General features: G+C 67.3%; 21 protein-coding genes. 15 read left to right on the top strand and 6 right to left on the bottom strand.

Annotated features, from left to right (window positions below):
• Positions 1–280 precede the first annotated feature (280 nt).
• From CETAM_RS12140 to CETAM_RS12105, 8 genes are all read left to right on the top strand, one after another.
• Positions 281–1,960: a nitrite/sulfite reductase gene (locus CETAM_RS12140; RefSeq protein ID WP_156229091.1), complete on the top strand. Its 1,680-nt coding sequence runs from the start codon at positions 281–283 to the stop codon at positions 1,958–1,960.
• On the top strand, positions 1,957–2,223 hold the full coding sequence (locus CETAM_RS12135; protein WP_156229090.1) for a hypothetical protein: 267 nt from the start codon (positions 1,957–1,959) through the stop codon (positions 2,221–2,223). Before CETAM_RS12140 ends, CETAM_RS12135 begins: the two co-directional genes overlap by 4 nt.
• Positions 2,220–3,002, top strand: coding sequence for a phosphoadenylyl-sulfate reductase (locus CETAM_RS12130; RefSeq protein WP_156229089.1), 783 nt, complete (start codon positions 2,220–2,222; stop codon positions 3,000–3,002). The genes CETAM_RS12135 and CETAM_RS12130 overlap by 4 nt, the downstream gene beginning before the upstream one ends.
• Positions 3,002–3,919 (top strand): sulfate adenylyltransferase subunit CysD, encoded by a 918-nt coding sequence (gene cysD, locus CETAM_RS12125; protein WP_156229088.1) that lies wholly within the window; start codon positions 3,002–3,004, stop codon positions 3,917–3,919. The genes CETAM_RS12130 and cysD overlap by 1 nt, the downstream gene beginning before the upstream one ends.
• The gene (locus CETAM_RS12120; RefSeq protein ID WP_156229087.1) at positions 3,919–5,202 is read left to right on the top strand and encodes a sulfate adenylyltransferase subunit 1; all 1,284 of its coding nucleotides are present in this window, start codon (positions 3,919–3,921) and stop codon (positions 5,200–5,202) included. The genes cysD and CETAM_RS12120 overlap by 1 nt, the downstream gene beginning before the upstream one ends.
• Positions 5,203–5,204: 2 nt before the next feature.
• Positions 5,205–5,912 (top strand): sirohydrochlorin chelatase, encoded by a 708-nt coding sequence (locus tag CETAM_RS12115; protein ID WP_156229086.1) that lies wholly within the window; start codon positions 5,205–5,207, stop codon positions 5,910–5,912.
• The gene (locus CETAM_RS12110) at positions 5,909–6,844 is read left to right on the top strand and encodes a sulfite exporter TauE/SafE family protein (RefSeq protein WP_156229085.1); all 936 of its coding nucleotides are present in this window, start codon (positions 5,909–5,911) and stop codon (positions 6,842–6,844) included. Before CETAM_RS12115 ends, CETAM_RS12110 begins: the two co-directional genes overlap by 4 nt.
• A gap of 95 nt (positions 6,845–6,939) precedes the next feature.
• Positions 6,940–7,533 (top strand): nucleosidase, encoded by a 594-nt coding sequence (locus tag CETAM_RS12105; RefSeq protein WP_156229084.1) that lies wholly within the window; start codon positions 6,940–6,942, stop codon positions 7,531–7,533.
• Between the two features lie 56 nt (positions 7,534–7,589).
• Here the strand turns inward: CETAM_RS12105 and CETAM_RS12100 are convergent, their stop codons facing one another.
• The 3 genes from CETAM_RS12100 to CETAM_RS12090 all read right to left on the bottom strand — a co-directional run bounded on the left by CETAM_RS12100 (position 7,590) and on the right by CETAM_RS12090 (position 12,719).
• The gene (locus CETAM_RS12100; RefSeq protein ID WP_156229083.1) at positions 7,590–7,862 is read right to left on the bottom strand and encodes an SHOCT domain-containing protein; all 273 of its coding nucleotides are present in this window, start codon (positions 7,860–7,862) and stop codon (positions 7,590–7,592) included.
• Between the two features lie 89 nt (positions 7,863–7,951).
• Positions 7,952–9,358, bottom strand: a complete 1,407-nt coding sequence (locus CETAM_RS12095) for an AI-2E family transporter (RefSeq protein WP_231587498.1) — start codon at positions 9,356–9,358, stop codon at positions 7,952–7,954.
• A gap of 34 nt (positions 9,359–9,392) precedes the next feature.
• Entirely contained in the window at positions 9,393–12,719 is a 3,327-nt protein-coding gene (locus CETAM_RS12090; protein WP_156229081.1) for a proline dehydrogenase family protein, read from the bottom strand.
• Positions 12,720–12,950: 231 nt separating this feature from the next.
• On the opposite strand from CETAM_RS12090, the gene CETAM_RS12085 reads away from it, so the two are divergent.
• The 6 genes from CETAM_RS12085 (at position 12,951) to exaC (ending at position 20,229) form a co-directional block, all read left to right on the top strand.
• A complete protein-coding gene (locus CETAM_RS12085) occupies positions 12,951–14,042 on the top strand; it encodes a DUF4272 domain-containing protein (RefSeq protein ID WP_156229080.1) in 1,092 nt (363 codons plus the stop codon).
• A 173-nt stretch (positions 14,043–14,215) separates the two neighbouring features.
• Positions 14,216–16,072 carry a molecular chaperone DnaK gene (gene dnaK / locus CETAM_RS12080; protein WP_156229079.1) on the top strand — a complete coding sequence of 619 codons (1,857 nt, stop codon included), beginning with the start codon at positions 14,216–14,218 and terminating at the stop codon, positions 16,070–16,072.
• Positions 16,072–16,719: a nucleotide exchange factor GrpE gene (gene grpE, locus CETAM_RS12075; RefSeq protein ID WP_156229078.1), complete on the top strand. Its 648-nt coding sequence runs from the start codon at positions 16,072–16,074 to the stop codon at positions 16,717–16,719. Before dnaK ends, grpE begins: the two co-directional genes overlap by 1 nt.
• A 150-nt stretch (positions 16,720–16,869) precedes the next feature.
• The gene (gene dnaJ, locus CETAM_RS12070; RefSeq protein ID WP_156229077.1) at positions 16,870–18,051 is read left to right on the top strand and encodes a molecular chaperone DnaJ; all 1,182 of its coding nucleotides are present in this window, start codon (positions 16,870–16,872) and stop codon (positions 18,049–18,051) included.
• Between the two features lie 107 nt (positions 18,052–18,158).
• Positions 18,159–18,500, top strand: coding sequence for a heat shock protein transcriptional repressor HspR (locus CETAM_RS12065; RefSeq protein WP_156229512.1), 342 nt, complete (start codon positions 18,159–18,161; stop codon positions 18,498–18,500).
• 208 nt (positions 18,501–18,708) lie between these two features.
• Positions 18,709–20,229, top strand: coding sequence for an acetaldehyde dehydrogenase ExaC (gene exaC, locus CETAM_RS12060; protein ID WP_156229076.1), 1,521 nt, complete (start codon positions 18,709–18,711; stop codon positions 20,227–20,229).
• Here the strand turns inward: exaC and CETAM_RS12055 are convergent.
• Both CETAM_RS12055 and CETAM_RS12050 read right to left on the bottom strand, forming a co-directional pair.
• Positions 20,199–21,374 carry an alpha/beta hydrolase gene (locus CETAM_RS12055; protein WP_156229075.1) on the bottom strand — a complete coding sequence of 392 codons (1,176 nt, stop codon included), beginning with the start codon at positions 21,372–21,374 and terminating at the stop codon, positions 20,199–20,201. The genes exaC and CETAM_RS12055 overlap by 31 nt on opposite strands.
• A complete protein-coding gene (locus CETAM_RS12050) occupies positions 21,374–21,613 on the bottom strand; it encodes a hypothetical protein (RefSeq protein WP_156229074.1) in 240 nt (79 codons plus the stop codon). Before CETAM_RS12050 ends, CETAM_RS12055 begins: the two co-directional genes overlap by 1 nt.
• Positions 21,614–21,703: 90 nt before the next feature.
• Here CETAM_RS12050 and CETAM_RS12045 point away from each other — a divergent pair, with 90 nt between their 5' ends.
• Complete coding sequence (locus CETAM_RS12045; RefSeq protein WP_156229073.1) at positions 21,704–22,507, top strand: carbon-nitrogen hydrolase family protein; 804 nt, start codon at positions 21,704–21,706, stop codon at positions 22,505–22,507.
• Here CETAM_RS12045 and CETAM_RS12040 read toward each other — a convergent pair.
• The gene (locus CETAM_RS12040) at positions 22,490–23,674 is read right to left on the bottom strand and encodes an FAD-binding oxidoreductase (RefSeq protein WP_156229072.1); all 1,185 of its coding nucleotides are present in this window, start codon (positions 23,672–23,674) and stop codon (positions 22,490–22,492) included. The genes CETAM_RS12045 and CETAM_RS12040 overlap by 18 nt on opposite strands.
• Positions 23,675–23,689: the final 15 nt, after the last annotated feature.

The following is a 23,689-nucleotide window of genomic DNA, read 5'->3' as shown; positions in this document are numbered from 1 at the left end:
TGAAGTTAGCACCATCTTGTTCGCATGCCAAGGGATTCGATCCTTTCGGTTCACGGCCCTGTGTTCCCGGCCTTTTCATTCATGCGTCTTTGATCCATAGAAAGCCATGTCACAAGCAATATATCCACAATAAAAAGAACATTTGCGCCAGTGAATGAAAGAAACTGTTGGCATAGACCGGCCGGTACGGCACACTTCGGGCATCGGGCTTTCCGGGGCCGCGCAAACGGCGGCGTCGAAAAGCGGAAGTAGACAGACTGGTATATACATTGGAGAAGTCATGACTGTGAGCACCACGACCCGGAAGCGCCCGGCGCGCGCCCGGAAGCCGGAGGGCCAGTGGAAGGTCGACGGCACCACCCCGCTGAACCACGTTGAGGAGGTCAAGCAGGAGGAGGACGTGCTGGCGGTGAAGCAGCGGATCATCGACATCTACTCCAAGCAGGGCTTCGATTCGATCCCGGCCGATGACATCGCCCCGCGTTTCAAGTGGCTGGGCATCTATACGCAGCGTCGGCAGGATCTGGGCACTGAGCTGACCGGCCAGATCCCGGATTCGGAGATGCAGGACAAGTACTTCATGATGCGGGTGCGTTTCGACGGCGGCCTGGTCACCCCGGAGAAGCTGCGCGCCGTCGGCGAGGTCTCCCGCGATTACGCCCGTTCCACCGCCGACTTCACGGACCGGCAGAATATTCAGCTGCACTGGCTGCGCATCGAGGACTTCCCGGCCATCTTCGAGAAGCTCGAGTCCGTCGGCCTGAACTCCGAACTGGGTTGCGGTGACGTGCCGCGCATCATCCTCGGTTCCCCGGTGGCCGGCGTCGCCGCAGAGGAGATCATCGACGCCACCCCGGCGATCGAGGAGATCACCCGCCGTTATCTGCCGGACCCGGAGCTGCACAACCTGCCGCGTAAATTCAAGTCCGCCATCTCCGGACATTCCCGCCAGGACGTCACGCACGAGATCCAGGACCTCTCCTTCATCGGGTCCGTCCACCCCGAACACGGTCCCGGTTTCGAGTGCTACGTCGGTGGTGGCCTGTCCACCAACCCGATGCTCGCCCAGTCACTGGGCGCCTGGATCCCGCTGGACGAGGTCCCCGAGGTGTGGGCAGCGGTAGCCAAGGTCTACCGCGACTACGGTTACCGCCGCCTGCGCAACCGGGCGCGCCTGAAGTTCCTGGTGGCGGAGTGGGGCATCGAGAAGTTCCGGGAGGTGCTCGAGACCGAGTACCTGGAGCGCAAGCTCATCGACGGTCCCCGCCAGCCCATCAACCCGGGTTACCGCGACCACATCGGCATCCATCCGCAGAAGGACGGCAGGTTCTACCTCGGAGTGAAGCCGACCGTCGGGCACACCACCGGTGAGCAGCTCATCGCCATTGCCGGCGTCGCCGAGAAATTCGGCGTCGCCCGCATCCGCACCACCGCGGAGAAGGAACTGATCTTCCTCGACGTCGAGCGCGAGAACCTCGCCTCGCTGGCTGCCGCTCTGGATGACACCGGTCTGTACTCGAAACCCTCCGAGTGGCGCCGCAACATCATGTCCTGCACCGGCCTGGAGTTCTGCAAGCTCGCACACACCACCACCAAATCGCGTGCCGTCGAACTGGTCGATGAGCTGGAGGAACGCATCGGCGACATCGACGTCCCGGTCCGGATCGCACTCAACGGCTGCCCCAACTCCTGCGCCCGCACCCAGGTCGCGGACATCGGTTTCAAGGGCCAGACCGTCACCGACGCGGACGGCAACCGGGTCGAGGGCTTCCAGGTCCACCTGGGCGGCTCCATGAACCTCAACGCCAACTTCGGCCGCAAACTCAAGGGCCACAAGGTGCTCGCCGACGAGATCGGGGACTACGTCACCCGGGTGGTGGAGAACTTCCGTGACCAGCGACTGGACGGCGAGACCTTCCAGGAGTGGGTCCAGCGCGCCGACGAGGAGGACCTCACATGAGTTTCACCCGTCCCGTGCTCCGCCGCGAACCCAACCCCAACCGCAACCACCCGCTGCACTGCCCCTGGTGCGCCGGCGAGGACCTCTTCCCCAACGAGATCGAGGACTTCGGATGGTTGTGCCGTGACTGCACACGGGTGTTCTCGGTCCGTTACTACGGCCAGGACGCCCCCGAGCACCGCCCGGCACCGGCGCGTTCCACCAGCCAGGCCATCCAGAACTCCCTCAACCGGCACGGACATCTGCAGGAGGAGCCGAAATGAATCTGCTGAACGCAACCGCAGCCACCACCACCGCTGACCTCCGGGACCCCGAGCTCAGCCCTGAAGGCCCCACCACCACGGGTGAACTTCCCGCGGATGTGCGGGAGGAGAACGCGCGGCTCGTCGACAAGCATGCGGAAGAACTCTACGACGCCGACGCCGCCACCATTCTCCAGTGGGCCGCGGATCACGTCCCCGGGCGGATCGCGGTGACCCTGTCGATGGAGAACACCGTGCTGGCCGAGCTGGCGGCGAGCCACCTGCCGAAGGCCGACCTCCTCTTTCTGGACACCGGCTACCACTTCGAGGAGACCCTCGACGTTGCGAACCGGGTCGATGCGCGTTATCCGCAGCTGCTGGTCACCGCGAAGCCGCGCCTGACCCGCGCGCAGCAGGACAGCACCTACGGCGCGAATCTGTACCGCTCCCAACCCGGCGCCTGTTGCCGGATGCGCAAAGTCGAGCCGCTTGCGGTGAACCTCACCCCGTACGCCGGGTGGGTCACCGGGCTGCGACGGGCTGACGGTCCCACCCGGGCCACCGCGCCGGCGCTGAGCCTCGACGCCACCGGCCGGTTGAAGATCTCGCCGATCATCACCTGGTCGCTCGAGGAAACCGAGACCTTCATCGACGAGAACAACCTCATCATCCACCCCCTGACCAGGCAGGGATACCCGTCCATCGGGTGTGCCACCTGCACCCTCCCCGTCGCCGAAGGCGAAGATCCCAGGGCCGGCCGTTGGGCCGGACAGAACAAGACAGAATGCGGGCTCCACTGATGACCACCACCATCCAGAACACCAGGCTCTCCCCCCACCTCAAGGACCTCGAGAACGAGTCCATCCACATCCTCCGCGAGGTCGCGGGGCAGTTCGACAAGATCGGGCTGCTCTTCTCCGGCGGCAAGGACTCCGTCGTCGTCTTCGAACTCGCCCGACGCGCTTTCGCCCCGGCGTCCGTGCCCTTCGAGCTGCTGCACGTGGACACCGGCCACAACTTCCCCGAGGTGATCGAGTTCCGCGACCGTCTCGTGGAGAGGACCGGTGCCCGCCTGCGCGTGGCCAAGGTCCAGGACTGGATTGACCGGGGTGATCTGGTCGAACGGCCCGACGGCACCCGCAACCCCCTGCAGACCGTCCCGCTGGTGGAGACCATCGCCGAGCAGGGTTATGACGCCGTCCTCGGCGGCGCCCGCCGCGACGAGGAGCGAGCCCGCGCGAAGGAGCGCATCTTCTCCGTGCGTGACTCCTTCGGCGGCTGGGACCCCCGCCGTCAGCGTCCTGAACTGTGGGACCTGTACAACGGCGGCAAGCTCCCGGGGGAGAACATCCGTGTGTTCCCCATCTCCAACTGGACCGAGGCCGACATCTGGGAGTACATCGGCGCGCGGGACATCGAGCTTCCGGGCATCTACTTCGCCCACGACCGTGAGGTCTTCGAGCGTGGCGGCATGTGGCTGACCGCCGGCGAGTGGGGCGGCCCGCGCGAGGGCGAGAAGCTGGAGACGAAGCAGGTGCGTTTCCGCACGGTCGGCGACATGTCCTGCACCGGCGCGGTGGTCTCCGGCGCGACGGACGTTGACGCCGTCATCGCCGAGATCGCCACCTCCACCCTGACCGAACGCGGCGCCACCCGCGCCGACGACCGACTGTCCGAATCCGCCATGGAAGACCGCAAGAAGGAGGGCTACTTCTGATGTCCGCGCCCACTGTGAAAAACACCCTGACCACCCGCGAGACCCTGCGTCTGTGCACCGCCGGTTCCGTCGACGACGGCAAGTCGACCTTCGTCGGCCGCCTGCTGCACGACACGAAGTCCGTCCTGGCGGACACCCTCGCCTCCGTCGAGGCGACCTCCGCCGACCGCGGTTTCGACGGACTCGACCTGTCGCTGCTGGTCGACGGCCTGCGCGCCGAGCGTGAGCAGGGCATCACCATCGATGTGGCCTACCGCTACTTCGCCACCGGCGAGCGCACCTTCATCCTCGCCGACACCCCCGGCCATGTGCAGTACACCCGCAACACCGTCACCGGCATCTCGACCTCCCAGGTCGTGGTCCTGCTTGTCGACGCCCGCCACGGCGTCGTCGAGCAGACCCGCCGCCACCTCAACGTCGCGGCACTGCTTGGCGTGCGCACGGTGATCCTCGCGGTGAACAAGATCGACCTGGTCGACTGGTCCGAGGATGTCTTCCGCGGCATCGCGGCCGAGTTCACCCGACTCGCATCCGAGGTCGGGGTCGACGATCCCCAGGTCGTGCCGATCTCCGCGCTGCTCGGCGACAACGTCGTCGCACCGTCGGAGAACCTGCCCTGGTACACCGGCCCCACCGTGCTCGAACTGCTGGAGAGCGTGGAGGTCCAGCGTGGCCGCGCCCACGAGCTGGATTTCCGGCTGCCCGTCCAGCACGTCATCCGTGAGCACACCACCGATTACCGCGGCTACGCCGGGCGTATCGACGCCGGCCACGTCCGCCTCGGTGACACCGTCCACCTCCCGCACGGGCGGAGCACGGAGGTCACCGGCATCGACACCGCGGACGGCTCCGTCGAGGAGGCCGTCGCCGGCGACTCGGTGGTGCTTCTGCTGGCAGACGACATCGATCTGGCCCGCGGAGACCTCATCGCGGGCGCCGATCGTCCCGCCGACGTCCGTACCTTCCCCGCCACCATCGTCGGTCTGACCGAGAAGCAGCTCGTCGAGGGCGCGGCCGTGAAGGTCCGCTACGGTACGGCCCTGGTCCGCGGACGTATCGCGGACATCGAGCGGGTGCTGGACATCGACGGCAACGCGGACGTGGAGAAGCCGGGCGCGGTGAACCTCAACGACCTCGCCCACGTCCGCATCGAAACCGCCGCCGAGCTGCCCGTCGAGCCCTACGCGGCGCGTGGCGCCGTGGGCAACCTGCTGCTCATCGACCAGGCGAGCGGCAACACGCTGGCAGCCGGTTTCGTGGGCCACCGACTGCGCGAGGAGTAACCATGACCGCGCTGATCACCCTCTCCCACGGCTCCCGTCATCCGCAGGCCGAGCCCGGCATCCGCCGTCTCACCGCCCTCGCCGGTGAGATCGCCGGCGTGGATGCGCTCGCCGCGCACCTGGAGTTCGACGAACCCTCGCTTGTCGACGCCGCCGTGCTCGCCGCCGAACGCGGCCATGACGACGCCATCGTCGTGCCGCTCCTGTTCACCCGGGCCTTCCACGCCAGGCACGACGTGCCCGCGGCGCTGGCGCAGGCGCGGGCGGCGACCGGACTGAACCTGCGGCTGGCCGAGGGGCTGGGGACCGGCCCCGAGATCGCTTCCGTGCTGGTTGAGCGCCTGACCGCGGACGCCCCCGAAGGGGCCCACGTGGTGCTCTACCCGGCAGGCACCTCGGATCCGGGTGGGATGGCAGCGCTCGCAGGTCTCGCCGACCTGGTTGCCTCACTGTCCGGGCGTGGGGTCACCGTCGTGCCCGCCACCGGACCGGTCAACCCCGGCGTGGGGCTGGTGGAGGTCGCAACCGGGCACGAGTCCGTGCACATCCTGCCGCTCTTCGTCACCGACGGCCTGCTGCTCGACCGGATCACCACCCTGATCACCCGTATCCAGGACGCCACCGGCGCGCGCATCACCCACTCGACCCCCCTGGTCACCGATCTCGCGGCCCTGGTGGCCAGCCGGCACACGGAGAGGACATCCCCATGAAGGTACTGATCCTCATCGCCATCGCGGGCCTTGCGGCCCAGCTCGTCGACGGCGGCCTGGGCATGGGCTTCGGCGTCACCTCCACCACGATCCTCATCGTGCTCGCCGGGCTCGGCCCCGCTCACGCCTCCGCGGTGGTCCACGCCGCTGAGCTGGGTACCACCCTGGTGTCGGGCATAAGCCACTGGAAGTTCGGCAACGTCGACTGGTCCGTGGTGCTGCGTCTGGGTGTCCCGGGAGCCATCGGCGCATTCGCCGGTGCGACCTTCCTGTCGAACATCTCCACCGAGGCCGCCGCGCCGGTCACAGCAGCCATCCTCACCCTCGTCGGCATGAACCTGGTGTGGCGCTTCTCCCGCGGCAGGGTCCGACGCGCGGTCGGTGACCGCTCCTACCGCCGAGGATTCCTCGGCGGTCTGGGAGTGTTCGGCGGCTTCGTCGACGCCTCCGGTGGCGGCGGCTGGGGTCCGGTGACCACGTCCACCCTGCTCACCATGGGAAAGGCGGAACCACGCCGGATCGTCGGCACCGTCAACACCGCCGAGTTCCTGGTCACCGCGGCCGCGACCCTGGGCTTCGCCATCGGTATGTGGGACGAGATCGTCCAGTACCTGCCGGCGGTTCTGGCGCTGCTCATAGGTGGCTGCGTGGCTGCACCTCTCGCCGCCTGGCTGGTCAGCCGACTGGACGCGGTGCTGCTCGGCAGCATCGTGGGTACCCTCCTCGTCATGCTCAACCTGCCCACGGTGCTGGGCATCCTGGGTGTCACCGGTGGTGTGGTGGTCGGAACGCGCATCGCGGTGCTCATCATCGGGCTGGGCTTCGCCTTCCTCGGACACCACCGCGCGAAGGCTGCCCGCGCGAAGGAAGTTCCGCCGCTCACCGGCCAGACCGTTGCCCCGGAGGGTGTTCTCACCCAACAACAGGCGTGATGGCCTGCGGTGTGTCACAGCGGAATCGAGAAATAACGGGGTGTGCATCACGTTCGTTTCCGATTCTGCTGAGGGGGCACGTAAACTCACCGTCCATGACTGCACCCCTGTTCGTTGCCGCTGTTGCGGGCGAGGCCGCCCACCTTCCCGAGGGCTCTGACGTCCTGATCACCGGAATCGGTACCCTGTCTGCCGCGATCACCCTCACCCTGACGCTCTCGGAGCGCCGTGCGGCAGGCAACCTGCCTTCCCGCGTCATCAACATCGGTACCGCAGGCGCGCTGCGCGACGACCACGCCTTCGGCGTCTTTGAGATCGACCGCGTGCACAAGCACGACTTCCAGTCCGCGGAAATCCCCGGCGTGACCGGCGAGGCGCTGCCGATCGCCTTCGAGCCGGAGACCTCCGGTCACTTCCCGACGGCCCAGCTGGCCACCGGCGACACCTTCGTCGAGGACTCCGCCACGCGCGAACGTCTCGCGCAGGAAGCAGGCCTCGTCGACATGGAGGGCTACGCCGTGGCTGCCGTGGCCCATCGTTTCGGGGTGCCGGTGACCCTGCTCAAGCAGATCTCGGACAACGCGGACGAGGAGACCGCCTCCGGCTGGGCCGAGGCGGTGGACCCCGGTGCGGTTCAGCTGGCCAAGGCGGTCCGGTTGCTGGCGGACGCCGTCGTCACTCCGGCCTAGCGTCGACCGGTCAGGGGCCCTGCTGAAGCGCCTGTCGACGACCGGGGCCTCGGCGCCTAACCGTCGCGTTCGTCGAGACGCCGATGCATCTCATCGTATTCTGCGGCGTCGATTTCGCCGCGGGCATAACGTTCATCGATGATGTCCCGTGCGCGATTGCGCTGCGGCCCCTGAGGCACGGCATCGCCTCCTGCGCCGCGCCCTGTCCCGTTGCGGAATATGCTGACCAGGACCACGGCCAGGACCACGATGCCGAGCACCAGGAGGACAAGGAACAGCCAGCCCAGGCCCATGCCCCACCACCCCATGTGTTCTCCATTCCAGTACATGCTGCACCTTTCTCGTGGGCTCCGGGAGTCGATTGTCGTGTTGGGCCGGTGACGGTGAACGGAAACGGTACCCGGTCACCGCGCCGCGGTCATTCCGGCCGGGAGGAGCTCACGGTCCGGTAACCGGGCTCGACGTCGCTGTCCTCGTCGACAGCGGCGTCTTTTTCATTCTGGCCGTTCTCGGACTTCCGTCGACCCACCGAGATCAGCTTTTCGCGGACGGCGGTGAACGCCTCCCACGAGGTGAGGGTGCTGCCCCTGGCGGTGGCGATCTCGATGTCGTCGATGGTGATCTCCCCGGCACGCAGTGCCACCAGCTCGGAGTGGTAGCGGAACCACACGGCGCCGACCGCGGCGACGGGCACCGCCAGGAAGGCGCCGACGATGCCGAAGAGGGTGGAGCCGAGGGTCACGGACAGCAGCACCACGGCGGCGTGCAGGTTCATGGCCTTGGACTGCAGGACCGGCTGGAGGATGTTGCCTTCGATCTGCTGGACCGCGATGATGAGCAGCAGGACGAACAGTGCGTTGGTGATTCCGTTGGTCACGAGCGCGATGATCACTGCGAGCGCACCGGCGGTGAAGGCACCGACGATCGGGATGAAGCCCGCGAAGAAGGTGATCACGGCCAGGACGAAGGCCAGCGGAACGCCGAGGATGAGCAGGCCCACGCCGATGAACGCGGCATCGACGAACGAGACGATCGCCTGGGTGCGGATGAAACCGGCGAGGGTGTTCCAGGAACGGGTGAGCACCTCGGTGAGGTGCCAACCGGCGTTGGCCCCGGTGTACTTGCGCAGCCACGGCAGGAAGCGGTCGCCGTCCTTGAGGAAGAAGAACGTGAGCACCAGCATGACCACGATGGTCACCACCACCGATGTCGCGGCGCTCAGGCCGGTGAACACGCCGGAGGCGATCTGGGAGGACTGATCCTGGAGGAAACCGGTGATGTCGTTGAGCACTTCGTCGAACCGGCCCAGGTCCAGGTTGAGCGGCGGACCCTGGATCCATGTCGAGAGCTGTCTGATGCCCTCGGAGGCCTGGGTGACCAGGTCCCGTCCCTGATCCCGGACGATGGGGGCCATCGCCGCGAAGATACCGCCGATGAGGGCGAAGAATCCGACCAGGACAACTACCGTGGCCAGCGCCGAGGGGAAGCTGAGATGGTCCCGGAGGAACTTCACCGGGGGCCACAGCACGGTGGAGACCAGCAGTGCCAGGACGATCGGCAGGATGCCGGCCCACACGAAGCCGAGGATCTGGCCCAGGATGTAGGCGGCGGCGACGAAGATGATGAAGCGCAGCGCCCAGCCGGCGGCCCACCGGCCGTCGCGGCCGATGAAGATCGCGCGGTCGGTGACGTCATCATCGTCCTGACGACTGGTGGCGTCCTGGGGGTTGTCGGACAGTCCGGCGTAGTCGGAGACGGCCTCGGTGAGATCTCGGGTGTCGGTGCCCGTCTCTCCGGGTTTGTTGGGGTCAGTGGGAGTGCTCATCAGGCCTCTCATTCTGCCAGAGAAGACAGCTTTGTCAGCGGCGAACGGAACCGACCTGCCGGAGTACGCCGAAGCGGTGGAGCGTCACCGACACGGCCTGCTCGAGGAGGAAGGACAGAAGTTCACGTCGGCCGTCGGCGAGCACAGGCTGGTCGAGCACGACCGAACCGGTGTCGGCGGCCGCCTCGTAGAGGGCCGGGTCGACCTCGCCGAGGGTGCGTACGCGGCTGCCGGGGTGGAGCTGCGTGCCGGTGCGGACCTCCACACCGGTGCCCGCCCGGAGGCCCGCCAACTTCAGTCGCCACAGGTCACGCTCCCGGGCACCGGGCCCGACCCAGACCGGCAGGGGCTCAGACAGCGGGCGGTAGCGGAAGATGTTGGCCTCACTGCGCAGACCGCTGAGGTCGTGCCCGCGGCTGAACTCCTCGCGCCACGCCAGTTCATCCAGCTCGGCGGCGTTACGCAACCAGGCATGGTCCTCGGGGGAGAGGCGGGCGGCGGCGTCGGCCAGCATGCCGGCCACCGCGCCGGTGAGTTCCACCTGCGGGTGCCGGAACTCGCCGTCTGTCCAGGTGCCCAGCTGCGCGACATAGTTCGGGCCGCCTGCTTTCGCGCCCGCGCCGATGACCGACTGTTTCCACCCGCCGAAGGACTGCCGCTGCACGATCGCGCCCGTGATGCCGCGGTTGACGTAGGCGTTGCCGACCTCGACCCGGTCGATCCAGTGGTCGATCTCCGCCCCGTCCAGGGAGTGGATGCCACCGGTGAGCCCGAAGCCGGTGGAGTTCTGCCAGTCGATCGCCTCATCCAGGGTGGTGGCGTGCATGATGCCCAGCACGGGGCCGAAGCACTCATGGGTGTGGAACCAGGATCCCGGGCGCACGTTGTCGCGGATGCCCGGCGACCAGAAGCGTCCCTCAGCGTCGAGCTGCTCCGGCTCCAGCAGCCAGTTTTCCCCTGCGTCCAGGCGGGTCAGCCCGCGGCGGAGCTTCTCGCCGGGCGGCTCGATCAGCCCGTTCATGGTGGTGGAGATGTCGGTGCCGACGCCGACGCGGAGGGTGGCGACGGCGTCGATGAGCTGCGTCCTCAGCCGCTTCGACGTGCCCGCCCTGCCCACGAGGATGACCAGCGACGCGGCCGAGCATTTCTGGCCGGAGTGTCCGAAGGCGGAACGGAGGATGTCGGCGACCGCCAGATCCGGATCCGCGGCCGAGGTCACGATGATCGCGTTCTTGCCCGACGTCTCCGCGCTCAGGTTCATCTCCGGACGCCAGGACCGGAACAGTGCGGCCGTCTCGGTCGCACCCGTGAGGATGACGTGGTCGACGTCCTCGTGGGAGATCAACCTTCGGCCGGCATCCGACTCGTCCGCACGCAGGAACTGGACCAGATCCTTGTCGACGCCGTGCTTCTCCAGCCCCCGACGAACCGCGTCCACCATCGCTTCCGCGCACGCAACGGTCTGCGGCGCCGGCTTGATGATCACCGCGGAACCCGCCGCCAGGGCCGCCAGTACCCCGCCCGCCGGAATGGCGACGGGAAAGTTCCACGGCGGCACCACCACGGTCAGCGCATGCGGCGTGAACCGGGAGCGGGACCGCTCGAGGTCGCGCGCGGATTCCGCGTAGTAGGTGGCGAAGTCGATGGCCTCCGAGATCTCCGGGTCCGACTGGTCGACCGTCTTGCCGGCCTCGTGCGCCATGACGGTCAGCAGTTCGCCGCGGGCCCGGGCCAGTTCTTCGGCGATGGTCTCCAGGACCTCGGCGCGCTGGGCCCCGCTTCTGCGGGCCCACTCCGGGGCCAGCCCCCGGGCCTTCTGCACGGCCTCATCGACGAGGACGGGGTCTGTCACCTCCTCAGCCCGGATCTGGTGCGGCTGCGCCCCGAGGGCCTTGAGGGCCCACGTCCGGTTGGCCCGCAGCGCCGGATCGGTGTCCGGTTCATTGCGGAAACGCCCCGTGTGAGGCGCCTGCCGGTTGGTGTCCGTCTGGCGGTTCTGCTGTCGCCGTGGCTGAGCCGACGTGCTCCCGCGCTCCGCGACGGCCCGACGCAGAGCCTGTTCCTGCAGGTCCATCGGGCTCGGGGTCTCCACGTCCGGGGCGAACAGGGCGTGCAGGAAGTTCTCCTCCGTGGCGTTCTCCTCCAGGCGACGGACCAGGTAGGACACGGCGACGTCGAAATCCTCGGCATGGACCACCGGGGTGTACAGGATCATCCGGCCGACCTCCGCCCGCACCGCGTCCTGCTGCGCCGGTGCCATGCCCTGCAGCATCTCGGCGTCGATCTGCCCGGTCACGCCGCGCGCCAACGCCAGCTCCCAGGCCAGCGCCACCGTGAACAGGTTGTGGCTGGCCACGCCGATGCGCACGTTCCCGGCGTGCCCGGGGCGCAGGATGAAGTCGAGGAGACGGACGTAGTTGGCGTCCACCTCCGCCTTGGTGGCATAAGGGGCCTGCTCCCACCCGTGGATCTCCGCCTCGACCTTCTCCATCGAGAGGTTCGCGCCCTTGACCAGGCGGATCTTGATCTGTGCCCCGCCTTCTGCGACACGCTGTGCGGCGAACTCCGCCAGTTCCTGCAGGGCGGCGTAGGAGTCGGGCAGGTACGCCTGCAGGACGATGCCGGCCTGAAGGCCGGTGAACTCCGGTTCGCTGAGCAGCTCCGTGAACAGCCGGATGGTCAGGCGGAGATCCTTGTACTCCTCCATGTCCAGGTTGATGAAGGTGCCGTTGGCCTGTGCCGTCCGGTACACCGGCCGCAGCTGCTCCTTCAGCCTGCCGAGGTTGCCCTCCAGATCCCAGGGATTGAGCTGGGCACACAGGCTGGAGGCCTTCACCGACACGTACGTCACACGCGGGTTCTCTATCAGCTGCAGCGTGCGCCCGGCGCGACGTTCCGCCTCCGCGTCACCCAGCACGGCCTCTCCGAGCAGGTTGAGGTTGAGCTGATTGCCCTCTGCGGACGCCTTGTCGAGCAGCCTGTTCAGGGCCTTGCCGTCGGCGTCGAGTACCAGATGCCCGACCATCTGCCTCATCCGCGCGCGAGCCGCAGGCATGACGACGCCGGGCAGCTTCGGTCCGAGCAACCCGCCCAGCCGCAGGGCTGCCTGATTGATCCTGCCCAGGAAATCGGGTGGTGTGTCCAGGTGGCGGAGGGCCTGTGCGGCGGTGTGGTTGTCCTCCGGGCGCATCACCCGGTCGACGAAGTCCATGGTGAATGACACCCCGGCGGGGTCGCGGACCAGATCGGCGAGACGTTCGGTGGCGGAAGATCCCTCGCCGCCCGTGCTGGCGGTCAGCCAGGTGCGGGCCCGTTCGACGGCGGGTTCGAGGATGGCTTCGACAGTGGTGTGCTCAGACATGTGTTTCGTCCTTCGGGTCGGTGGCTGTGGTTCTGGGTCGGCTGATGTCGTTCAGCGGGCCACCGGGGGACGGTCACTGGCGTGGCGGGTGCGGGACAGTCGCGGGTTCACCGGCTTGCACCTTTCTCGTGTGGCGGGGCAGGGGTGGCGCCCCGGAATGTGATGTGAGTCTCTGCCGCGCCAGTATAGGGTGGGTCTAGATCTCCTGCGTCTCGCCCGCAGTCTGGTTCCATGGAGCCCATGCATGTCCTCGTGTTCTCCACGGTGCCGCACATCGCACCTGATGCCGGTCCGGCGGAGGCGTTCACCCACCCGCAGGACCTCCGGCAGCTGATCCGGGACGCGCTCCAGGATCTCGCGGAGGGTGGCCTGACCGTCACGGGCCCCCTGGTGACGCAGGTGCATCCGCTGGCCCGTCACATCTCCCGCTCGGCCGTGATCTACCGCTTCGAGCGCCACGAAGGCTATACCGCGCGTCGGCTCGTCGAGTTCGCCCCCTGGGCGCAGTCCCTCAACTGTGTCTTCCGGGTGGGTAACGGGCCGTTCCGGAATCTCGACGGGGAAAACCTCGCGGCTCCGGGTGGGGAGGTGAAGGTGCCGGTGCATGTTGAAGCGCATGGGCGTCGTCTGAAGAACCTGCGTTCGCTGCGGCAGGCGGGTTTGGAGCTCGATGAGCAGACCCCGCTCGTCCCCGCGGAGGCGGAGGTGCAGATGCGGGATGCGGTCGAGGTCAGCTACCGCATCGGCGCCCTGGCGGTGGTGGCGGTGACGGCCGCGCACCTTCTCGACGGCACGTTTCCGCCCGCGGACGAGGTGATCACTGAGCTCGGGCTCGTGGGTCCTTCCCTCACTCCTCTGGAGCGCGGCTTCCTCGATGACGTCGGCCGGGCCCGGCGACTGCTTCTCGACGCCGCCGGCCCGCCACGCATTCCTGATCAGCTTCGTCGGCAGGCCGCCCTGCTGGAACGTTCCCGCTATGCGATCGAGGCGCTTGCGTGGGCGCTGCAGCTCATCGACCTGCCTCCCGGACGGACGCGTGCGTGGGACTTTGACCGCGGCGCGTGGAGGAGGGGGGCGTTGACGTACTCGGGCGCCGGGGCGCTGGAGCAGGGGACGGCCGCGGTGCTGGCGCTTGCGCCGGGCCTTCGTGGGGTGACGCAGCTGCTGGAGGCATTCGACCTCGTGCACATTCTGCATCACGGGCTCCGCGGGGGCGGCGGGGGACGTGGCGAGCTGCCCGTCATTGCGGAGCAGTGGACGAAGGCGATGGCGTGGCTGTTTGCCCCGCAGAGTGGATGGGGAGAGGCCGAGAGGTTGCTGTGAGCTGGGGAAACAAAAAAAGTTGAGTCGGGTGGGAACAACTCTTCTCGACCATCCGTTATGTGGAATGTAAGCTTGAGTGCAGCCGACTCAAGGTATCTGCTAGGGTGGGTGCCGGAAGTTGAGCCTCTGGCAGTCAACTTGAGTGAAACCCGTACAACAGGAGGAAACGCAACATGGGACGCGCAGTAGGAATTGACCTCGGTACCACCAACTCGGTGGTTTCCGTTCTCGAGGGTGGCGAGGCCACCGTTATCGCCAACTCGGAGGGTGCCCGGACGACCCCGTCCGTCGTCGCCTTCGCCAAGAACGGCGAGGTCCTGGTCGGCCAGTCCGCCAAGAACCAGGCGGTCACCAACGTCGACCGCACCATTCGCTCCGTCAAGCGCCACATCGGCACCGACTGGTCCGTCGACATCGACGGCAAACAGTACACCGCGCAGGAGATCTCCGCCCGCACCCTGATGAAGCTGAAGCGGGATGCTGAGGCCTACCTGGGTGAAGAGATCACCGACGCGGTCATTACCGTCCCCGCCTACTTCGAGGACGCCCAGCGTCAGGCCACCAAGGAGGCCGGCCAGATCGCAGGTCTCAACGTCCTCCGTATCGTCAACGAGCCCACCGCCGCGGCTCTGGCCTACGGCCTGGAGAAGGGTGACAAGGAGCAGACCATCCTCGTCTTCGACCTGGGTGGCGGCACCTTCGACGTCTCCCTGCTGGAGATCGGCGACGGTGTCGTCGAGGTCCGTGCCACCGCCGGCGACAACCGTCTCGGTGGCGATGACTGGGACCAGCGCGTCGTCGACTGGCTCGTCGAGAAGTTCAAGGCCTCCAACGGCATTGACCTGACCAAGGACAAGATGGCCCTGCAGCGTCTGCGTGAGGCGGCGGAGAAGGCCAAGATCGAGCTGTCCGCCTCCCAGCAGGCCAGCCTCAACCTGCCGTACATCACCGTCGATGCGGACAAGAACCCGCTGTTCCTGGACGAGACCCTGACCCGCACCGAGTTCCAGAAGATCACCCAGGATCTGCTGGACCGCACCAAGGAGCCGTTCAACCAGGTCATCAAGGACTCGGGCATGTCCATCTCCGACATCGACCACGTGGTCCTCGTCGGTGGCTCCACCCGCATGCCGGCCGTGACCGACCTGGTCAAGGAGCTGACCGGTGGCCGCGAGCCGAACAAGGGCGTCAACCCGGATGAGGTCGTCGCCGTCGGCGCTGCCCTGCAGGCCGGCGTTCTGCGCGGCGAGGTCAAGGACGTGCTGCTTCTCGACGTCACCCCGCTCTCCCTCGGCATTGAGACCAAGGGTGGCGTGATGACCAAGCTCATCGAGCGGAACACCACCATCCCGACCAAGCGTTCCGAGACCTTCACCACCGCCGAGGACAACCAGCCCTCCGTGCAGATCCAGGTCTTCCAGGGTGAGCGCGAGATGGCCGCGGCCAACAAGCTGCTCGGTTCCTTCGAACTCGGTGGCATCGCCCCGGCGCCGCGTGGCGTGCCGCAGATCGAGGTCACCTTCGACATCGACGCGAACGGCATCGTCCACGTCACCGCCAAGGACAAGGGCACCGGCAAGGAGAACACGATCAAGATCCAGGAAGGCTCCGGCCTGTCCCAGGAGGAGATCGACCGCATGATCAAGGACGCCGAGGTCCACGCGGAGGAGGACAAGAAGCGCCGCGAGGAGCAGGAGACCCGCAACAATGCGGAGTCCATGATCTACCAGACCCGCAAGTTCGTCGAGGAGAACTCCGACAAGGTCTCCGAGGACATCAAGGCCAAGGTCGAGGAGGCCGCGAAGGGGGTCGAGGAGTCGCTCAAGGGCGAGGATCTCGACGCCATCAAGACCGCCGTGGAGAAGCTCTCCTCCGAGTCTCAGGAGATGGGCAAGGCCATCTACGAGGCCGACGCCAACGCCGGTGCCACCCAGGCACAGGCCGGCGATGACGCCGCCGACGACAACGTCGTGGACGCGGAGGTCGTCGAGGACGAGGCCGGCACCGACACCGAGGGGGAGAAGAAGTAGTGACTGACCCCAACCCGATGCCCGACAACCCGGGCGACCCGGAGCACACCGATCCGGAGGCGACCTCGGCAGACAGCGCTGAGGCCGCCGCCGAGGAGGCCGCACGCGCTCAGGGTGCCGGCCGGGAGATGGATCCCGAACTGGAGGCGGAGATCGAGGCGGCATTCGCCGACGTCGAGCCGGACGCCGACGGTGACGGCATGGTCACCGACATCGAGGCCCAGCTCGCTGAGCGCACCGAGGACCTCCTGCGCGTGAGCGCGGAGTACGCCAACTTCCGTCGGCGTACCGAGCGTGACCGCCAGGGCATCGTCGACGCCGCCAAGGCGTCGGTGCTGACCAGGCTGCTGCCGATCCTCGACGATCTGGAGTTGGCCCGCCAGCACGGTGACCTGGACAACGGCCCGCTCAGGGCCTTCGCGGACAAGTTCATCGATACGGTCAACGGCCTGAAGCTGGAGTCCTTCGGAGAAGAGGGCGAGCCCTTCAACCCCGAGATCCACGAGGCCGTGCAGGATCTGTCCTCCGGAGAGGAGAAGGCGCTGGGCACCGTCCTGCGACGCGGTTACCGCTTCGGCGACAGGGTGGTCCGGAACGCGATGGTCATCATCGCCGATCCTTCTGAGCAGGCGGAATCCGCCGAATAACCCGGGATTGATCCCGACCTGCGCCGCCGCCCGAGACGCACCTCCAGCCGCCCTCGGGCGGCGGCGCACCCTTTTAGTTAGCTTTAGTTAGCGACAGAACATAATTAGCAGAATCAGAGAACCACTAATTCAGAAAGGAGGAGATGCCCAGTGGCCGTTCAGCGCGAATGGGCAGACAAGAACTACTACGCGGATCTGGGAGTCTCCTCGTCCGCCTCTGCCGAGGACGTCAAGAAGGCCTACCGCAAACTTGCCCGGGAGAATCACCCGGACAAGAACCCCGGAGACAAGGCCGCCGAGGAGCGCTTCAAGAAGGCGGCCGAGGCCTACGATGTCGTCGGCGATGAGGCGAAGCGGAAAGAATATGACGAGCTGAAGTCGATGCTCCGCTCCGGAGGCGGCTTCGGCGGAGGCGGAGGTGCCGGATTTCCCGGCGGGTTTCGCCAGACGGAGGACTTCGACGCCTCGGACATCTTCGGACGAGGATCCGGTGGAGGATTTTCTGCGGACGGCGGTCTGGGCGATATCTTCGGTGGCCTTTTCAACCGCGGCGGCGGTCCTCGCCCAACAGCTAGGCCGACGCGGGGGGCGGACGTCGAAACGGAGATCACCCTTGATTTCCGGGAAGCGGCCAAGGGCACGACGATCCCGCTCCAGCTGACCGGTGACGCCCCCTGCAACACCTGTCACGGATCTGGTTCGAAGTCCGGGAACCCGACCACCTGTTCGGTGTGTCACGGCTCCGGTTTCACGTCGGAGAACCGCGGCGCGTTCGGGTTCTCCGCACCGTGCACCAACTGCGGCGGCACCGGCCAGGTGATCACCGACCCGTGTGTCACCTGTCACGGCTCCGGCACCGTCCGGCGCACGCGTCAGCTCACCGTCCGTATCCCGGCCGGCGTCATCGACGGTCAGAAGGTGCGCCTGGCGGGCCAGGGTGAGGCGGGGCCGCAGGGCAAGCCTGCCGGCGACCTCTTCGTCACCGTGCACGTGCGTGCGGACAAGGTGTTCACCCGTTCGGGCGATGATCTCGAGGTGACCGTGCCCGTGTCATTCTCCGAACTCGCCCTCGGTGACACGATCACGGTCCCTACTCTCGACGCCCCCGTGAAGGTCAAGGTCCCGGCCGGCACGCCCAACGGCCGCACCCTGCGGGTCCGGGGCAGGGGAGTGCCCAAGAGTAGTGGCAACGCCGGTGACCTGCTGGTCACCGTGGAGGTGACGGTGCCGAAGAATCTGGACGTCGCCGCCACCAGCGCCCTGCGCACCTACGCGCAGGCGGAGAAGGACTCCGGTTTCAACCCCCGCGCCGGGTGGGCCGGCCACAAGTGAGCAGAGGGTGAGGAGGTGTATCAGCTGTGATCGTTGACAGGGGCAAGTCGTCGAAGGATGAACTGGGTGAGGTGTTCGTCATTTCGGTGGCGGCGGAGCTGGCAGGCATGCATGCCCAGACTCTGCGCACCTATGACCGGATGGGCCTGGTCACCCCGATGCGCACCACCGGCGGTGGCCGCCGCTACTCGCGCAAGGACATCTCCCTGCTGCGCCGCATCCAGCAGCTCAGCCAGGAGGAGGGCGTCAACCTCGCCGGCATCAAGGCGATCATCGAACTGTCGGAGGAGAACGAACGCCTCCGTGCCGAAGTGGATGAGCTCCGCGAGGAGAGGGAGCGCCTGCGCAGCCGCGCCGGCGTGCGTGGCGGCGAACTGGTCCACGTGCCGCGTTCCACTGCGCTCGTGATGTGGGAACCCCGCCGGGTTCGGCGACGCAGGCAGGCTTGAGGGCAGGATTCCCAACGCCCGCGAGCGCTCCCGTGCAGGGGGTGATCGCGGGCGTCGGCTTTTGTGTTGATTCACCAGCCCACAAAGCCTGCGAAGCCTGCTAGTTGCCCCCTTGGCACATCTCCCTGGCAAATCTTCGCAACAGTGGCGGCGGTCACAGTAAGGTGTGGTGGCAGACCTCCCGTTCCCCGTGAAAGGAATCTCCGCCATGACTGTCTACGCCAACCCCGGTACCGAGGGTTCGATCGTCAGCTACCGCGACCGCTACGAGAACTTCATCGGAGGCGAGTGGGTGGCGCCGGTGGAGGGCGGGTACCTGGACAACATCACCCCGGTCACCGGCGAGGTGTTCTGTCAGGTCGCCCGCGGCACAGCCGCCGACATCGAGTTGGCCCTCGACGCCGCCCACAAGGCTGCCCCCGCCTGGGGTAAGACCTCCCCGGCTGAGCGCGCGCTGATCCTGCACCGGATCGCCGACCGCATCGAGGAGCACCTCGAGGAGATCGCCGTCGCCGAGACCTGGGACAACGGCAAGGCTGTGCGAGAGACGCTCGCCGCCGACATCCCGCTTGCCGTCGACCACTTCCGCTACTTCGCCGGCGCCCTGCGCGCGCAGGAGGGGCGCCTCTCGCAGCTCGACGAGAACACCGTGGCCTACCACTTCCACGAGCCGCTGGGCGTGGTCGCCCAGATCATCCCCTGGAACTTTCCGATCCTCATGGCCACCTGGAAGATTGCCCCGGCACTGGCCGCCGGTAACGCCATCGTGCTCAAGCCCGCGGAGCAGACCCCTGCGTCACTGCTTTACCTGGTGGAGAAGATCGCGGACCTGCTGCCGGCGGGTGTGCTGAACATCGTCAACGGTCTGGGCGAGGAAGCCGGCGTGGCGCTGTCGACCTCCGACCGCATCGCCAAGATCGCCTTCACCGGTTCCACCGGCGTGGGCAAGATCATCAACAAGGCCGCCGCGGACAAGATCATCCCGGTCACCCTGGAGCTGGGCGGGAAATCCCCGTCCATCTTCTTCCCGGACATCATGGACAAGGACGACGCCTTCCGTGACAAGAGCCTCGAGGGCTTCGCCATGTTCGCCCTCAACCAGGGCGAGATCTGCACCTGCCCCTCCCGCGCACTTGTCCACGAGAGCATCGCGGACGAGTTCCTGGCACTGGGAGTGGAGCGCGTGAAGAAGATCAGGAAGGGTAATCCGCTCGACACCGACGTCCAGATGGGTGCGCAGGCCTCCCAGGAGCAGATGGACAAGATCTCCGGCTACCTGGAGCTCGGCCCGCAGGAGGGGGCGGAAACCTTGACCGGCGGCAAGATCAACAAGATCGAGGGCCTGGACAAGGGCTACTACATTGAGCCGACGGTGTTCAAGGGCACCAACAACATGCGCATCTTCCAGGAGGAGATCTTCGGACCGGTTCTCTCGGTCGCCACCTTCAAGGACTACGACGAAGCCATCCGGATCGCCAACGACACCAACTTCGGTCTCGGCGCAGGCGTCTGGGCGCGTAACGGCAACATCGCCTACCGTGCCGGCCGCGAAATCCAGGCAGGTCGCGTGTGGGTGAACCAGTACCACGCCTACCCGGCCCACTCCGCCTTCGGCGGTTACAAGGAGTCCGGCATCGGCCGCGAGAACCACCTCATGATGCTCGCCCACTACCAGCAGACGAAGAACCTCCTGGTCTCCTACTCCGAGGACGCCATGGGCTTCTTCTGATCCGTCAGGTCCCTGAGTCGCGCCAGGAACTCCGGGTCTTCCCAGTAGGTGCCATGGTTGCCGGAGCTGTCACCGGGCCAGACCCGCGCCCCGAATCCCGGGGACGTCGGGTCCGGCCCGTGTACCCCTGCCCCCTGCGTCACGGTCAACCCGATCGGGTCGGAGGGGTTGGTCATGGCGTGGATCCGCGGATGGTCCCCCAGCAGAGTCAGCTGCCCGGCGTGCGTCACCCCCGCGCCCGGACTTCCGATGAGTACGAGATCGTCCGCGTACAGGCCGCCACCTCTCGATGCCGCCGTGCCAGCCACCACCGAGCCGTAACTGTGGCCGACCACGATCCGACGCTGATGAGGGAATCGGCGTGCGAGCTCGCGTTGGAAGGCCTGCAGCTCGGCACCCGCTGCCCGGGCAGGCTCCTGTGCGAGTGCGTGCGGCACGCTCTCGGGGGCCGGGTAGCCGAGCCACACCACCGCTGCCCCGCCCGTGGCTGCCGCGACGGTGCGGGCCCGGTCCAGGTGGACCGGTAGTCCAGCCGGGTCGGAGGAACCCACCCCGGCGACCATCGTGGTGACCGACTGAGCCGATTCCAGATCGCCGACCGCCACTACCATCCGAGCGTCAGCGGCCTCGAGGATCTGCAGATCCCCGTGGCCGGTCACCGGCGTAGACAACATGTTCAGCTCGTGCACCGCCGCCAGATCCAGGTCCGGGGTATCCGACAGCCTGGTCGGCGCCTCGACCGGGATGGGCGTGCACAAGAGGTCGATCTGTCGGGCACACGTCCAGTCGAGTACGTCCCCGAGCGTTCGCAGATCCCGTAGCAGGAGGGTGACCAGGGGAGTGTCCTCTGCAACGCGGTCAGCCAGGGCGACGGCCCGATGAACGGCGGCATCCAGTTCCGCCTGGAGGCCGGCCGTCATGGACAGCACCTGGGCGACCCGCAGCATCTGTTCCGGTGGAACCGCCATCGGCTGTGCCAGAGCATGCAGGCGGGACACCGCAGCTTCTGCCGCCTCACCCTGGAAGCCGGTGGCGTTCAGGTCGTCGACACTGCGTGCCAGCCATTCGGTCTGCGCCACCAGCCAGTCCGCATCGACGGTGAGGAGATGGGCGGTGTGGCGGAGGGTGGGGGCGTCGATAAGCATCAGGGCCCCAGGACGTCGAGGTCCCGCACCCGGTCGGCGAAAGTGCGGATGTCCTGGATGTGCTCGCGGAGGGTGGAGTCCGCCTGACGATGGGCGTCGGTCCAGTTCTGTGCGGCCCGCTGCAGGGCCGAGGCGGTCCGCGAACCCGGCGGCAGCGAGGGCGGCGAAGGATCGGAGGTTCGGCGGAGCAGGGAGGCCAGGTGATCGAAGGTGGCGGAGTTCAGCTGCAGGTTGTTCATACCCACAGTGTGGGTCGGCCGGGGTGAGGAGCCAACCGGGCCTGCGTGAATCTGTGGATAACTACCCGTTGTCCACATAGTGTGGGTGCCATGCAGATCGGAATCGTGCAGTTCACCGCTGGTGCAGATATCGTCGATAATTTGGCGCTCGCCCGGGACAAGGTCCAGGAAGCCGCCTCGCGCGGCGCCCGACTCATCGTGCTCCCCGAGGCAGCCAGTCAGGCCTTCGACAGCGGACGCCTGGACAAGCAGGCCCAGGAACTCGACGGCCCTTACGCCACCGGGCTGGGTGAACTCGCCCGTGAACTCGGCGTCACCGTCGTCGCGGGCATGTTCCGGCCCGCCGACACCGTCGAGCGCGACGGGAAGACCCTCAACCGTGTCCGCAACACCGCCCTGATCACGGGGCCTGACCTCCATGTCGCCTACGACAAGATCCACACCTTCGACGCCTTCGACTACCGCGAGTCCGACACCGTCAGGCCGGGCACCGAGCTGGTGACCTTCGAGGTCGAAGGCGTCACCGTCGGCGTGGCCATCTGCTACGACATCCGCTTCCCGGAACAGTTCCGTGAGCTGGCGCGCCGGGGTGCACAGGTGATCGTCGTGCCCACCAGCTGGGCGGACGGTCCGGAGAAGCTCTACCAGTGGCGCATCCTCACTGCGGCCCGGGCACTGGATTCGACGAGCTGGATCGTCGCGGCCGGTCAGGCCCGCCCGGGCGGGCAGGAACAGGCCGGACAGTCAAGCGGACCGACCGGCATCGGGCATTCATGCGTGGTGGGGCCGACGGGGCGTCGGGAATCGGAGGCGGGCTACGAACCGGAGATCATCGTCTGCGACCTCGATATGGGGGATGTGGAGAAGGCCCGGAGGTCACTGCCGGTGCTGTAGCTGCGGTCGGGGCCACTCATCGACAGCCTCCCAGGCCTCGGCCTGGATGAGCTCCGGTGGGGTGCCGCCCGCGATGAGCGCGGCCACGGTGTCGTTGACCCCGGCGGCGTCGCCCACGACCAGGACGTCACGGTCGGCCCACGCGCCGTAGGACGCCACCAGTTCACCGACCCGGCCCGTCTCCTGCAGGTGCAGGCCGCGCGGGGTGCGCGAGTCCTCGGTCGCGCCGACCCACCAGGCATCCTCGGCGTGTTCGACCACGGGGACCACCGACAACCAGGAGCTGACCACCGCCAGGTTCCACAGGCCCATGAGGTCATAGAGTTCGCCGGGGTACTCCGCGGCGACGAAGAGATGGACACGCGGCCGGTGTTCCCAGTTGAGGATGTCGAAGAGCATGGCCCGCAGCGGGGCCAGCCCGGTTCCGTGGGCGATCATCAGGACGTCGCGTTCCCCGCTGACCTGCAGTGAGCCGCGGGGGTTGCCGAAGAGCCAGTAGTCGCCCGGTTTGGGGGTGGCCAGCAGTTGGGAGATGTCGGAATTGTCGAGGATCCGGATGTGGAACTCCAGTTGGCCGAAGTCGTTGGGCGGAAGCGCAGGGGAGAACATCCGCCATACGCCGGGCAGGTAGGAGGTGGTCACCGGCAGGTGCTGGCCGGCCCGGTAGGGGACGGGGACACCCGCCTCGAGGCGCACGACGCTGATGTGGCGGGTACGCCGCTGCACTCCGAGGACCTCGGCGGAGTAGGCGGGGGCGGACCCTTCCAGATCGGCTCTGCGGGCGGCGTCGGCCATGACGGTGCAGACGCTCTCCAAGGCCCGGGAGGCGGCATCGGCCGCCGGAACCTGCAGCGTGTGCAGCCCGTGGCGCAGCGCCGCGGCGAAGGCCTGGTAGACGTCGGCAGGAAAACCGTGGCGGCGGTGGTCACGCCCGAGCTGACGCAGCCGGTCGATCAACTCGGGTGGGAGGGCGCCTGTCCGCGGGGTGCGTTCGAGGACCCAGGCGCAGGCGGCGGCGAGCTCCACATGGGTGTGGCGCAGGGAGATGGGGAAGACCTGCCTGGCCTCCAGAACATCCTGGTAGAGATGCTGCTGCACCGCGTCCCGGAATTCCCCGCTACGTTCGCGCAGAACCGTTCCGGTATCGAGAAGGGTCGCCGATTCCATGATCCCCATTGTGCA

This window comes from Corynebacterium comes (assembly GCF_009734405.1).
GTDB classification, from domain to species: Bacteria; Actinomycetota; Actinomycetes; order Mycobacteriales; family Mycobacteriaceae; genus Corynebacterium; species Corynebacterium comes.
Note: the sequence above shows the minus strand (reverse complement) of the source record. Positions and strands in the feature narration are given on the sequence as shown.

Coding starts and splice junctions, on each gene's coding strand:
- CETAM_RS12140 (WP_156229091.1), top strand. CDS start 281: ATGACTGTGAGCACCACGACCCGGAAGCGCCCGGCGCGCGCCCGGAAG.
- CETAM_RS12135 (WP_156229090.1), top strand. CDS start 1,957: ATGAGTTTCACCCGTCCCGTGCTCCGCCGCGAACCCAACCCCAACCGC.
- CETAM_RS12130 (WP_156229089.1), top strand. CDS start 2,220: ATGAATCTGCTGAACGCAACCGCAGCCACCACCACCGCTGACCTCCGG.
- cysD (WP_156229088.1), top strand. CDS start 3,002: ATGACCACCACCATCCAGAACACCAGGCTCTCCCCCCACCTCAAGGAC.
- CETAM_RS12120 (WP_156229087.1), top strand. CDS start 3,919: ATGTCCGCGCCCACTGTGAAAAACACCCTGACCACCCGCGAGACCCTG.
- CETAM_RS12115 (WP_156229086.1), top strand. CDS start 5,205: ATGACCGCGCTGATCACCCTCTCCCACGGCTCCCGTCATCCGCAGGCC.
- CETAM_RS12110 (WP_156229085.1), top strand. CDS start 5,909: ATGAAGGTACTGATCCTCATCGCCATCGCGGGCCTTGCGGCCCAGCTC.
- CETAM_RS12105 (WP_156229084.1), top strand. CDS start 6,940: ATGACTGCACCCCTGTTCGTTGCCGCTGTTGCGGGCGAGGCCGCCCAC.
- CETAM_RS12100 (WP_156229083.1), bottom strand. CDS start 7,862: ATGTACTGGAATGGAGAACACATGGGGTGGTGGGGCATGGGCCTGGGC.
- CETAM_RS12095 (WP_231587498.1), bottom strand. CDS start 9,358: ATGAGCACTCCCACTGACCCCAACAAACCCGGAGAGACGGGCACCGAC.
- CETAM_RS12090 (WP_156229081.1), bottom strand. CDS start 12,719: ATGTCTGAGCACACCACTGTCGAAGCCATCCTCGAACCCGCCGTCGAA.
- CETAM_RS12085 (WP_156229080.1), top strand. CDS start 12,951: ATGGAGCCCATGCATGTCCTCGTGTTCTCCACGGTGCCGCACATCGCA.
- dnaK (WP_156229079.1), top strand. CDS start 14,216: ATGGGACGCGCAGTAGGAATTGACCTCGGTACCACCAACTCGGTGGTT.
- CETAM_RS12065 (WP_156229512.1), top strand. CDS start 18,159: ATGCATGCCCAGACTCTGCGCACCTATGACCGGATGGGCCTGGTCACC.
- exaC (WP_156229076.1), top strand. CDS start 18,709: ATGACTGTCTACGCCAACCCCGGTACCGAGGGTTCGATCGTCAGCTAC.
- CETAM_RS12055 (WP_156229075.1), bottom strand. CDS start 21,374: ATGCTTATCGACGCCCCCACCCTCCGCCACACCGCCCATCTCCTCACC.
- CETAM_RS12050 (WP_156229074.1), bottom strand. CDS start 21,613: ATGAACAACCTGCAGCTGAACTCCGCCACCTTCGATCACCTGGCCTCC.
- CETAM_RS12045 (WP_156229073.1), top strand. CDS start 21,704: ATGCAGATCGGAATCGTGCAGTTCACCGCTGGTGCAGATATCGTCGAT.
- CETAM_RS12040 (WP_156229072.1), bottom strand. CDS start 23,674: ATGGAATCGGCGACCCTTCTCGATACCGGAACGGTTCTGCGCGAACGT.